At 49.7% G+C, this 12,534-nt stretch carries 12 protein-coding genes and 1 tRNA gene; 4 read left to right on the top strand and 9 right to left on the bottom strand.

Going from position 1 to position 12,534, the window contains the following annotated elements; genetic code table 11:
* Positions 1-37: 37 nt before the first annotated feature.
* Genes ACJJJB_RS20720 through rpsF form a run of 3 tightly spaced genes read right to left on the bottom strand, consistent with a single transcriptional unit; the run spans position 38 to position 1,610 of the window.
* Positions 38-880, bottom strand: a complete 843-nt coding sequence (locus tag ACJJJB_RS20720) for a hypothetical protein (RefSeq protein ID WP_353377111.1) — start codon at positions 878-880, stop codon at positions 38-40.
* A gap of 43 nt (positions 881-923) precedes the next feature.
* The gene (gene rpsR / locus ACJJJB_RS20715) at positions 924-1,154 is read right to left on the bottom strand and encodes a 30S ribosomal protein S18 (RefSeq protein WP_020411626.1); all 231 of its coding nucleotides are present in this window, start codon (positions 1,152-1,154) and stop codon (positions 924-926) included.
* Positions 1,155-1,166: 12 nt separating this feature from the next.
* Positions 1,167-1,610 carry a 30S ribosomal protein S6 gene (gene rpsF / locus ACJJJB_RS20710; RefSeq protein WP_020411627.1) on the bottom strand — a complete coding sequence of 148 codons (444 nt, stop codon included), beginning with the start codon at positions 1,608-1,610 and terminating at the stop codon, positions 1,167-1,169.
* Positions 1,611-1,974: 364 nt separating this feature from the next.
* On the opposite strand from rpsF, the gene ACJJJB_RS20705 reads away from it, so the two are divergent.
* Together ACJJJB_RS20705 and ACJJJB_RS20700 are read left to right on the top strand one after the other, a co-directional pair.
* Complete coding sequence (locus ACJJJB_RS20705) at positions 1,975-2,805, top strand: alpha/beta fold hydrolase (RefSeq protein WP_445365415.1); 831 nt, start codon at positions 1,975-1,977, stop codon at positions 2,803-2,805.
* 213 nt (positions 2,806-3,018) lie between these two features.
* Positions 3,019-3,822: an isocitrate lyase/PEP mutase family protein gene (locus ACJJJB_RS20700; protein ID WP_445365414.1), complete on the top strand. Its 804-nt coding sequence runs from the start codon at positions 3,019-3,021 to the stop codon at positions 3,820-3,822.
* 129 nt (positions 3,823-3,951) lie between these two features.
* On the opposite strand, the gene ACJJJB_RS20695 is transcribed toward ACJJJB_RS20700, so the two are convergent.
* The 6 genes from ACJJJB_RS20695 to rnr form a co-directional block, all read right to left on the bottom strand.
* On the bottom strand, positions 3,952-5,232 hold the full coding sequence (locus ACJJJB_RS20695; RefSeq protein WP_445365413.1) for a hypothetical protein: 1,281 nt from the start codon (positions 5,230-5,232) through the stop codon (positions 3,952-3,954).
* Positions 5,233-5,313: 81 nt separating this feature from the next.
* Complete coding sequence (locus ACJJJB_RS20690) at positions 5,314-5,862, bottom strand: hypothetical protein (RefSeq protein WP_445365412.1); 549 nt, start codon at positions 5,860-5,862, stop codon at positions 5,314-5,316.
* Between the two features lie 60 nt (positions 5,863-5,922).
* Entirely contained in the window at positions 5,923-6,492 is a 570-nt protein-coding gene (locus ACJJJB_RS20685) for a hypothetical protein (protein WP_444945809.1), read from the bottom strand.
* Positions 6,493-6,510: 18 nt separating this feature from the next.
* Positions 6,511-7,068 (bottom strand): RNA polymerase sigma factor, encoded by a 558-nt coding sequence (locus tag ACJJJB_RS20680; RefSeq protein ID WP_444945810.1) that lies wholly within the window; start codon positions 7,066-7,068, stop codon positions 6,511-6,513.
* Positions 7,069-7,311: 243 nt separating this feature from the next.
* A complete protein-coding gene (rlmB, locus tag ACJJJB_RS20675) occupies positions 7,312-8,067 on the bottom strand; it encodes a 23S rRNA (guanosine(2251)-2'-O)-methyltransferase RlmB (protein WP_444945811.1) in 756 nt (251 codons plus the stop codon).
* 15 nt (positions 8,068-8,082) lie between these two features.
* Positions 8,083-10,821, bottom strand: a complete 2,739-nt coding sequence (rnr, locus tag ACJJJB_RS20670; RefSeq protein WP_444945812.1) for a ribonuclease R — start codon at positions 10,819-10,821, stop codon at positions 8,083-8,085.
* A gap of 245 nt (positions 10,822-11,066) precedes the next feature.
* Between rnr and ACJJJB_RS20665 the strand changes: the two genes are divergently transcribed.
* Positions 11,067-11,153 (top strand) — tRNA-Leu (locus ACJJJB_RS20665).
* A gap of 871 nt (positions 11,154-12,024) precedes the next feature.
* Complete coding sequence (locus tag ACJJJB_RS20660) at positions 12,025-12,471, top strand: hypothetical protein (protein ID WP_445365411.1); 447 nt, start codon at positions 12,025-12,027, stop codon at positions 12,469-12,471.
* Positions 12,472-12,534: the final 63 nt, after the last annotated feature.

The raw sequence follows: 12,534 nt of genomic DNA, 5'->3' as shown, positions 1-12,534 counted from the left end.
CTCGGTTTCCTCAATTTCTGTATTGTGCGGTGCGCGCCTACTTTGAGGAGCGTCCGCGAATATCTATCCAGCTATCTACCAGGGCCAATCCACACAGGAATCCAGCCAGGGGCAGCCCACCAATCACCAGCATCACATACATCGCTACCAGGGGAGCTATCCCCCAATTGCGGCTAGCGACCAGCCAGTGAATCAGCGCGATGCCCGCCACCTCTAACGGGAAGGCAATAACTGCTCCCCAGAAGGCATAGCCCGGTGTTACCAGGCAGAGCACCCACAACAGCATACTTACTGCCGCCAACCATAGCGGCAAGCGCAGCTGGTGAAACTCCTGGCGGAAACCACCGGGGTTGTACAACAGCGCCTGCCAGTAGCGCCCCAGTACCAGGGCCAGCGTGGCACTAATTACCAGCACCCAGCTCCAGTAACCGGCGAATTGTAAATCGCCTGGAAATACCTTCTTCAGCTCATCGAGCGGAACAGTGTTTGGTTGTTCCGCAGCTGTCTCCAGTACCTGAAGGAATCCCTGCAGGAGACCACCGCTGAAGTAGGAGGTGAGCAATATGCCCACAGCCGAGATTGCCGTTAATGCGAGCAGTGCGGCAACCCAAGAGCGGCTGCTGCGCAGCACCGTCGCACCGCAAAATACTGCTGCAAAAGAGCTGGCGGAAACACCAGTCACCAGGGGAGGCACATGGCCACTCATACCTGCAACGACAACCGGTAACAGCGCCCAGGCCAAAACCATCAGGCCGTCACTGCCACCTCGACGTAAACTCACCAGAGCGAGGATCGCCGGGCTTATCACGGGAATCCCCACCATAGTGAGGATTACCGCCCTGACGCGTCCGCGCATAATAAATTCAGCTACGGCGCGCATAGTTAGATAGCTTCTCTATTAATGAGTCTAAGCAAACTGCGGCTTAGGCTTCGTGGCTGTCCGTGTACGGCAGCAGGGCCAGGTAGCGAGCGCGCTTGACCGCAGTGGCCAGCTGGCGCTGATACTTGGCTTTGGTACCGGTAATACGGCTAGGAACAATCTTGCCAGTCTCAGAGATGTAGGCTTTCAGGGTATCGAGATCTTTGTAGTCGATACGCTTAACACCTTCAGCGGTGAAACGGCAGAACTTGCGACGACGGAAAAAACGTGCCATCTGATAATCCCCTTACTCTTCGCTTTCAGCGTTATCGGAAGAAGCTTCTGCAGCGTCAGAAGAAGGCTTTTCTTCTTCAGCGCGCTCGCGACGCTCGGTGCGCTCTGCACGGGCAGCCTTGCGCTCACGGCTCTCTTTTTCCGCTTTCATGATCGGGCTCTCTTCAGTGATCGCCTCGTCTTCACGAATTACCAGATTACGGATAACCGCATCGTTGTAACGGAAGTTGGTGGTCAGTTCCTCCAGAGCCTCTTCGGTGCACTCAACATTCATCAGAATGTAGTGGGCTTTGTGGATCTTGTTGATCGGGTAAGCCAGACGGCGACGGCCCCAGTCTTCCATGCGGTGAACTTCACCACCAGTGTCCTTGATGGCAGCGGTATAGCGCTCCACCATGCCAGGTACCTGTTCGCTCTGGTCCGGGTGAACCAGGAATACAATTTCGTAATGACGCATTTTAGCTCCTTACGGGTTAATCAGCCTTCCGGACAGTCCGGTAAGGCAAGGAGTACAATAAGCACGGGAATACCGAGCCCATTGCGGGCGGCGTATTCTAGGCAGTTGCGGATTTGGTTGCAAGTTGATCAATTACTTTAGGGCAGTGCCTTCGCCAACCCGGTTGCAAGTTGATCAATTACTTTAGAGCGGTACTTTGGCCAGTCCGATAAGCGGTTGATCAACTCCCTGAGCCCACAGCCTTTTGTGGAACTTGCAACTGAAGCACCATTTGCATCGATTAAGCTACTGAAGTGCGCGGTCTGGTCATGGGTTTGCACTGATGAACTGGCATATAGTGCCTCCCATTGAAGGGAGAAGTACCATGCCCCAAGAAACCCATAACCTCACTTTTGGCGCCTTCCAGGTTCCAATCACCACTGTCCACAATGGCGAAGGCCCCCTCGCCCTAGTAATTCCCGCCATGGGCGTCCCCGCTGACCGCTACCGGCTATTGCTGGAGGAATTACAACGGCTCGGTTATAGCACCGCAATCACTGAGTTGCCGGGTACCGGTGAAAGCTTGCCACGTCCTAACCGACATGCAGACTATGGCTACAACGATCTGGTGTTTTCCTTTATCCCACAGTTGTTGGCATTGCTGGAGAAGTCATTCCCCGGTGGTCCCGCCCTGATCCTGGGCCACAGCATCGGCGGCCAGACCAGCACCTTAGCTGCACGAGCCGGCCTCACAGGTAATGCCAGGGTGGTAACCATCGCCTCAGGTCATGTCGACCATCGTAGTTGGCACGGGCTAAGACGCTACGCTTTATTAGCCTTTGCGGCGATTGCCAGCATCACCTCCAGTTTGCTTGGCTACTTCCCTGGCGCACGAATGGGGTTTGGCTGGCGCGAGGCCAGGAGGTTGATGAAAGACTGGGCAAGCTCCATATTCAGCGGCCGCTTCGCTCCAGAAAAGTCGTTTGGTGATCGCCAACAAGCCAAACATCCTACCTTGCATATCGCATTGGCTGGGGACCCCTTTGCCCCCATGCCGGCTGCACGCAAGCTAGCGGCGATTGTCGGTGGCGAAACCCAGGAAATGTCCGCAACCTACCCTAAGGGAAACCCACACCTCTCCTGGATCAAAAATCCACGCCCAATAATTGCAGTAGTGGATAGCTGGCTGGCTCGGCAACCCGCGACCTCCCCCTAATTAAAAGACAACCCTGCCTGGAGCCATTCGACACTGATTCCAGGCAGGAACTGTTCAGACACTTTTCTAATTACCTGCCTTGAATCCTAAGCGACTCCCTTCCTTGCCAGTTTCTCCTGTCCATGTCCGTTTCTGGCCAGCACCTCTCAAGCTGCCAAGGTATTTTCCCCTCTACCGCCAAACAGGCAAAAAATGATTACCAGAGGATAAACAATGGAAACTACCGACTCAGAACAGTTCAATGCTTTGCACCAAAGCTGCCAGCCTCTCATTTTGCCCAATATTTGGGATGCTGCCAGTGCACAGCTTTGCCAGGCAGCAGGCGCCCGCGCAATTGCCACCAGCAGTGCCGCCCTCGCCTGGTCACTGGGGTACGCCGATGGCGGCAAACTGCCACTAGCGGAGCATCTGGGAGCCATCAAACGTATTCTGCGTGTTTCCCGTGTACCAGTATCCATAGATCTTGAGGACGGCTATAGCGACAACCCCACACAAGTTGCCGAGCTAGTCAGGACCTTAAGCAAACTCGGTGTAGCTGGAATCAATATTGAGGATGGCAACAAAAATCCGCAACTACTGTGTGAAAAAATTACAGCCATTAGATCTATCCTGCAGAAACGACCATTTTTTATTAATGCGCGCACCGATATTTATCTGAATGAGGAAGATAACAACGAAGATTCACTCGTAGAAGTAACTCAAAGACTTACACGATATCAAACTGCAGGAGCCAACGGCGGATTTATTCCGGGCCTAACCTCTTTGGAGGATGCCCATTACCTCACAAAAAATATCTCTATGCCCCTTAATTTAATGTTGTTGCCGGGAATGGAAACACCCCTGCAATATTGGAAGGCTGGTATTCACAGACTCAGTAGTGGGCCAGAACTATTCCTGTCTAGTTATAACCTTTTTTATCAGCTCTCAGGCAATCTAGTAAAGAGTTACTCACCAATAGGAATGTTTGATCATCATCTGGACTATAACCATTTGAATGATGAGGCGATGAAATTATAAAGGCTATCAAATTCGTTCTGAGTACGGATAGCTCTTGAGAAAACCAGCTGCCGACCATTTAATCAAAAAAAGTCAGTAGCTGGCGTATCCAATTAAAATATTAAAAGAATTAGGCATTATTACTTTTACTCAGAAGGTATAACCAATCCCGAGACTGAATTCACTCTTATCATAGGTATATACGTCTCGATTTTCTTCATTATCGATATGTTGGTATTTCCCACTTACACTGAAATTGGGAGTAATCCTGTACTTTGCTCCCATCCAGGAGCGGATCCGGTCTGACTCGCGCTGGTAGGAGTCAACATTACCTTGACTATCCGTAATGCGGTTTTTCTCACCGTAGAGGCTGCGACGATATTCGATTCCGGTGGATAAATGCCATTTTGGAGAAATTTTCCAGTCTAGGTTTCCCCCCAGCGCATGACGTGCAGGGGAGTAACTATAATAATCGCCCCCGATTTTTTCCTGCCCTTCACGGTCATTATCATCGTAACGGTAGAACAATCTTGTCTCAGTAAAAAATACAGGCCGCTGCCAACTAAGTTCAGCGCGCTGGCGCCACCCATCCAGATAAGCATACTCCTCACCCCCTGAGTAATAGCCCGGACTAAATGTGAAACTTACAAGCGAGCGCCCCCAGGCTTTTGCCATCTTTGCCAGCAGTAATGCCTGCCGGCTGACTGGCTCTCCACCTAAGGTAACCATCTCAGCAGCCAGTCCCAGCTCAGTATTCCAACCCAACCATTGACGATCACGGGAAAGAGCCGTACGAACGCTGGCAAGGTCCAAGTTCTCATACTCCTCATATTTTCGTCCAAATCCGTATCCGTGCACCCGCCAGCCATTATTTTTAGTGCCGCTCAGTCGATATTGGCCCCAGGCAAAAAGCTCCGCAAAATTGTCTGCGCCGATCGTTGAATCCGACAAGATTTCATTGTGCAGCGCAAAGGCATTGTCATCGCGGCCAGCGCTTAGACTCATCGTTGCCAGCCAGGGCAACTCCTTTTCGCCACGATTATCTCCAGCTAAATAATTCAAGCGATGAGCAGCCATATTTCGTAACTTTTCCGTAGCAGCGCCCTCTCGTACAATGCGATAGTGCTTCGCCGCTATCAAGTTACGTTTATCACGCTCTGCAGCAAGCGCCAAATTGTAACGTGCCAAATCTCGCCACTTGGCATCATTCAACAAACCATGAAAATAAATTGTGGCCGCGGAATAGCGTTTGAGCTTCATCAGGGTAACACCGATGTTATACCTGAGCTTTGCGGAATTGTTACCAGACTCCACCTCAACTTCAAAGTATTTCAGTGCTTTTTTATATTTCCCCTGTTTGAATGCTTCAGTACCTGTATTGAAAGATTCTCCAGCCGTTACCGCCAATGGAGAAAGTATCAGCTGTGCCAAAAGCACAATTCCACCCAAAGTATTCCGCACCACCATTTACCTCTATAAGTCCTTTTATTGGCCATCCATGCATTCAATCAGCTACGTATCGGAATCCTCTGGCAAGTTCTCTCGGGCCTGCTCAAAAAGAGCATTGAGATCCACTGTAATTTGCTCACGTATATCCGCAGGCAGGCTATCGAGAATGTCCTGCATCATTTGTTCAATGACTCCTTGTATCTCCGCACCAGAGAGTGCGCTTTTTACCGCCTCCTCAATACCCTCACGGGCTGTTTCAGCTGCGCGTAGGGCCTCCTCTCTTGCAGCCTCTGCCGAGAGGCGTGCATTGGCAATTAATTCCTGATGACGAGCCATAGCTTCATTAACTATTCCCTCAAGTTCTTCACTTTCCCGGCCGCCCTCTTCCCGCGCTGCTGCAACAGCGGCCATTACAGCAGCCATGGTTTCCTCGGCAATTTCCTGCAGATTTGGAGGCAATTCGATATTGTTCATCACATCGAGAGCATCCTCAGTTTCCTCAACTACTGTCAGCGTGAGATCCAGATCTGATGGCATGTCCTGCCCCATTACCGACCCCGCATGTAGCACTGCTGCTGTGATACCTACCGCTAATAATCCCTTTTTCCACATTGCCCGTTACCTCCGGCTTTCAGATCAGATCCAATAAATTAGTCATCACACTTTCGAAACTTAAAGCTTGGTTAGGTTTTGACGCAGCAATTTGCTGGACCCGCGATATTTAACCTCAACCAAAATTTCTCCCGCCGCTTTTTCATTCGATATTTTCACTGGTAGTGAAAGACGATTCCTGCCGGCAAAAATATCGGTTTCCCACTGCAAGACTCTTCTGTGCTCATAGCCATCGAATGAAACATTATCTGGTAGCACGATACGGATTATTGCTCCAAGCATTTGCTGTTTACTGTGCAGAACAAAATGCACGGAACGAACTTCCGACAACCTGCTTGGCACTGGCTCCTGGGCTGTGTAATTGGCGACAGGAGACTTGATGCCTGGCAGAAGTACAAACACTGTACTCATGGTGAGAAAAATCAGTGCCACTAACCCAAGGCGCACCAGAGAATCACCAACAATTTTCAACCCAGATATCTCCGCGCGAAATTCAGGACTTCGTTGCTGTAACGCTCTGCGCAATAACCGCATTTCAAAGCCATTATCTGGCTCATCAAGTGGCAATGCACGTAACTGTCGCCGCAATTCATCATCACTTAACAGATTTACAAATTCTCTTTCCGGCATTGGCTTGTCCTCTACCTGTTAACACGGATGAACCTCACCAATGGTTCCCTCAGTAATAATTTTTTTTAATTTTTTATGGGCGCGATGCAAACGCGATTTTACGGTACCAACATTTATTTCGAGGATTTCTGCCACCTCACTGGCGGTGTACCCTTCCACATCGTGTAAAAGCACAACATCACGCCAACCCGGCTCCAACATTAGCAATGCTCGATTCAAAAGGCGCTCAAGATCCAGGTTGCTACAATGCTCAGATCTTCCATCGCTGCAGCTTTCTACATCCTGCAAGTCGAAACTTTCATCAATTGGCGATGCGCACTGTCTGCGATAAAGATCCACATAGCGGTGATAAAGCACCTTGACTAACCAAGGCCCCAGGCGTTCGGTTTTCTCTAGGATCGAAACTTTATTTAACAAGCCAGACAATACATCCTGTACCAAGTCTTCCGCGTCTACACGACTCCCCGTCCAGCGATAAGCCATGCGATACATGGTGCGAATATATGGGTAAACCAGGCCAGAGAAATGCTCCTGGCTGGAACGTTTGTGAAACAATGCTTTTGGCCAGGTGTACAAACCACTACCCCCGGATTTCTTGGATAATAAAATCGCACCCAAGTGCCTACAAAAAGAGTGACACTGCGCAAGTAGACGAAAAAATCGAAAAGCGTTCGTTGTGCGAGCTGTGCAAGAAATCTAGCAGCGTAGAAATAAGAAGTAGGGAAAAGGTATATTTACGCGTGAACTTGGGTGACGAAGGAGGGCCCCGGTAGCCTTAGCCGCCGGGGGTAAGTGTGATAAAGGGGCAAAGAGCAGTGCCTAGCTACTGCGTTGACGCACCGCTTCAAACAGGCAGACACCCGTGGCAACTGAAACATTTAAACTGCTAACCTCACCTGCCATAGGAATTTTAATCAGGTGATCACAGTGTTCACGTGTCAATCTGCGTAAGCCGCTACCTTCAGCCCCCATCACCAATGCCAGCGGGCCTGTCAGTTGGCTCTGGTAAACATCCTGCGTAGCCTCCCCCGCCGCACCAAAAATCCACACGCCTGCCTGTTGCAATTGCTGCAAAGTGCGTGCGAGATTAGTCACTGTGACAAAGGGCAGCACTTCAGCAGCTCCACAAGCAACTTTTCGGGCAGTTGGCGTTAGCCCGGCGGACTTATCCTTAGGAGCAATTACCGCATGAACACCAGCTGCCTCAGCGGAGCGCAGACAAGCTCCCAAGTTATGGGGATCTGTTACGCCATCCAGGACCAGCAGGAAAGGTGCCTCACTTTCCTTTTCAAGCTGTTCCAACATCCCCATCAGGAATTTTTCATCGTGGACTTTTGTTTTACCAGCACAAATGGCAATAACGCCCTGATGATTCGCACTCTCATCAACTTTTTCATCCAGGGCACGGCGGTCAACAAAGCGCATGGCAATGTCATTTTTATCCGCCTGTTGAATAATTTTTTGTAAGCGTTGGTCTTTACGGCCACGCAATAACATCAGCTCCCGCACATGCTGTGGGGACCCTTTTAACAACGCCTGCACCGCGTGCAGGCCATACACCAGTTCTTGGCTCAATTTAATCCTCGATCACTATTTCTTTTTGCTTTTAGAAGAAGTTCTCTTCTTCTTTTTTACTTTGCCTGCGCGGGTCTTGGCCTTTTCTGCTTTCTGCGCCGCTTTGCGCGCAGCTACCGCAGGGCGCTTCCCACCTTTACGCGTAGGTGTACGCTTGCTGCCGCGACGCTTGACTGGAATATCTGTTTTTTGTTGATCCCCAGCCTCATCATCTGTCTTTTTCCTCGCAGAAGAAGATTTGCACTGCGCAGACTCCTCAACCAAAACGGTTTCTTTAGAGCCAACTTTACGTTTGCGGAAAGGGGCTACCTCCGTAGAGGTTTCCGCATGCTTAGCCCAGGGGTTAGATACTGCTTTACTTCCCATTTTCTTCTTCTGTTTGCTCCGACGTTCTCGCTCCTGCTGGTGCTCTACCGCCATTTCCATCGCTCGAGCACTAACCCTGGTAGCCTCTTCCTTTTTACTCGCCGCTCTATTTTGTTTACTGCGCGGTATCAACCCCTCAAGGATAAAATCGACCTTACGTTCCTCCAGGTCGACTCTTGCTACCTGTACAGTAACCGAATCGCCAAGGTGATATCGCTTGCCACTGCGCTCACCAATCAGCCGCTGATGAGCCTGCTCAAAGCGATAATAATCCTTCGGTAACGCAGTCACATGAATCAACCCCTCCACATAGAGGTTATCCAATTCAACAAACAAACCGAAACCGGTCACTGCACTGATCACCCCCGGGTAGACTTCGCCTACATGATCCTGCAAATATTCACACTTAAGCCAACTAACCACATCCCGTGTGGCGTCATCAGCGCGTCGCTCAGTCATGGAGCATTGCTCACCAAGCTGTAACATCGCTGGCATATCGTAAGGCAGTATCTGCTCCCGGCCGATAGGCTTGGCACCCGGCACTGCATGAACCTTTTTGGCTACAGCTTGCTCATTGGCGCTTCCATTACGAACCAACCAGCGCAGGGCTCTATGCAACAAGAGGTCGGGATAACGACGGATAGGTGATGTAAAGTGAGCGTAAGCTCGATAATCCAAACCAAAGTGGCCGCGATTTTCCGGCTGGTATACCGCCTGGTTCATGGAGCGCAGCAGCATCACTTGGATAATATGAGCATCTGCACGGCCCTCAATCTGCTCTAGCAACTCCTGGAAATCTCTGGGCTGAGGTTCGGCTCCACCTGGCAGACGCAGCCCCAGCTCCCCCAAGTATTCGCGCAGGTTACTGAGTTTTTCTTCCTTGGGAGCATCGTGCACACGGTAAAGTGAAGGCAGCCCTGATAGTTCCATCAGGTTCGCCGCACAGACATTAGCCGCCAACATGCACTCTTCAATTAGCTTGTGGGCATCATTTCGCTCAACAGGAATAATGCGCTCAATTTTGCGATTACTGTCGAAGAGAATACGGGTTTCGGTTGTCTCAAAATCGATAGCCCCACGACGGTCACGAGCTCCACGTAATGCCAGATACAAGTCATGCAGGTTATCTAGATGCGGAGTAAGAGTCGCAAACTGCTTCCGCGTACCGCTAGCCCGGTTATTGCGTTCTGCGAGTATTTGGCCAACCTGGGTATAGGTAAGGCGGGCATGACTGCGCATCACACCCTCAAAGAAACGGTAATTAAGAATTTCACCGGTTCGATCAATATGCATCTCACACACCATGCACAACCGATCTACCATTGGATTGAGAGAGCAGAGTCCATTGGATAATTTTTCCGGCAACATGGGCACCACAAAATCGGGGAAATACACTGAATTTCCACGACTGTGCGCCTCCTCATCCAAGGCGGAACCAGGGCGCACATAATGAGACACGTCGGCAATTGCCACCAGGAGCTTCCAGCTGTCATCTGCTTGCAACTCGCAGAAGACGGCATCGTCAAAATCTCGTGCGTCTTCACCATCAATAGTTACCAGAGGCAACTGGCGCAGATCTACTCGCGCCCTCTTGTCCTCCTCCAGCACCTCATCAGCAATTGCATCCACCTCTGCCTGAAGAGCGCCGGGCCACGTATGCGGAATTCCGTAGTTGCGAATTGCGACATCAATCTCCATACCCGGCGCCAAGTGATCACCGAGCACCTCAATGACTTCTCCCTGGGGCACACGGTCACGCCCCGGTTGAGTCACGATTTTCACTACCACATACTGGCCGTGTTCCGTCCCCTCGGCATCCTCCGCCGCCACCATAATATCGAGATTAATACGGGGATTGTCAGGCCGCACAAAGCAGATGCCATTTTCCCGATAAAAGCGTCCAGCCAATTGCTCGGTGTTATGTTTAATAACCCGAACCACCGCACCTTCTCGCTTACCACGAAAACCGCCCGGGGTTTCTCGTACCAGGACTTCATCGCCATCAAATACTTTTCGCATCTGCCGGTGAGATAGAAACAAGTCTGTACCGCCATCACCGGGGATAACGAACCCGAAACCATCGCGGTGGCCAATAACACGACCGCGAACCAAGCTCATTTTATCCAGCACACCAAAATCGCCAGCGCGATTACTGGCAATCTGTCCATCACGAGACATAGCAATCAGGCGACGGCGTACCCCTTCCCGACGATCTTCGTCCTGAAGCTCCAAAAGCTCCGCTACTGTCTCCCAAGGCACAGGTCCAGCCTGTTGCTCTAAAAGCTGCAGTAGAAATTCACGACTAGGAACAGGTTTTTCATATTTCTCCGCCTCGCGCTGAGCATGCGGATCAGAAGCAAGGGGCTCTGAGGTATTCTTTTGTGTCAAAACAGCATCCGTTGTTGAGGTAGCCACCAACTATATGGTGACATCCGGAGGTTATCCGGTTAAAGGCAGGCGGCAGAGATAGAGAGTAATTGATCAAGATTTCGCCGCTATTGCACGCATTATAAGCGATTTCGCCAAATTTCCCCTAGCATCAGATGATATGTTGAAATAGGCGCAACAAAACCGTTGACACCCCCCTTCCGGATCCTTATAGTTCGCGTCCTCAACGAAACACACGTTGATTTGCCCAGGTGGCGGAATTGGTAGACGCGCTAGCTTCAGGTGCTAGTGACCTTACGGTCGTGGAGGTTCAAGTCCTCTCCTGGGCACCATAACTCTCTTACAAATCAATGAGTTATGGTGAATTTGGTGCAAAGATGTGGCACCTCTAAAACTCTCATCTCACCCCCTTAAATCACTTTTCCCAAGCTACTTAAAACCAGAAATCTGTACCCTACAGGCCAGAAATCTGCACCTCTTGTTTCCTAAAATCTTTTTAAATTCAATAAGTTACAGGACTTATAAACAAGTCAAAAGAAACAAACAGGGATACAAAGATAAAGAATAAAAAAAAGAATTAAGGAAGGCGGGATATAACCCCCGATGCTTGATGCTTGATGCTTGAAAATTTTGGAGCAACTGATTGGTACAAATGGCGACCAAAAAACCATGCCAAATCAAGCTTAAATATTGTCCGATCTTTTTATTTTAAGTAACGTTCAATTCCACAAACGATTTGACCGGTCAGCGCTAATGAAACTCGTGTGCGCTTCGGGACGATCGATTTAGTGTTAACCCATTAAAGATAAGGATATACATCATGCAGTTAGAGACTGATATCAAAGCCGGCCCTGAAGCTGGAGGCGACCCATGCCCAGGTGGCGGCGAAATTGGTGCAGGTGGTCAATGCGAAACATCGAAATAGGGCTCTAAGGGTTGGCTATCTCGCTATTGCCAACTTACTCAACTCTGCTACCTTCGGGGCCGCGATCCTGGATAGGTTTACGCGGCCCCCACTGCACAATCAGATGGCCACCCGAATCACTTTTGTGGCCTAATTCCGCTCCCAAGCATCCTAAGTCTAATCCTTGAGCACATCGTCTTACATTTTGGTCACTGCAGCTCTTTAAAGTGCTAATTTCTTACAGCGGTACCAAAACAATCAATGAAATAAAACCTTAAAGACGAAATGGGAGATTGAGAATGTGTGTCCAATGTACTGCAGATGCTACCTATCAAAATAATATAAATCGATGGGCCCTTGATGGCCTCCCCTATAGCAAAATGAGCGTTTTGGTCCGCGATCGTGCTGTGACGTATCCAAATACTTTCGTTTTTGTTTTTAAAGATGCAGCAATATTTAATGGTATCCGTAGAACAGTAAAAGTCGATGTTCATTATTACGGAAATAGAATCGAGCCGGGTAGAAAACTGCAAGCATTTGGAGGACTTTGGATAACTGGATTTAACGGGGCAATGAAACCACAGCAGCACGGAGGCGCAATTTTAGAACAGTTAAGCATTGAAATCCCTACTCTTGCACCAAGTGGAGGAATAAGTGCTGTTTATGGAGATCGATATGGTAATCAACCATTACCACATGGATTAAGAAGAGAGAAAATTTATATAAATAATGGATTAATGGGATAGAAGCTATCTGGAAACCAATAATTAAAAGGTATTTCTACAAAACTAGGGGAATTCGTGACAGGT

It is taken from the genome of Microbulbifer variabilis (assembly GCF_052468405.1).
The sequence above is the reverse complement of the archived record's forward strand: the minus strand, read 5'-3'. Positions and strand labels throughout refer to the sequence as shown.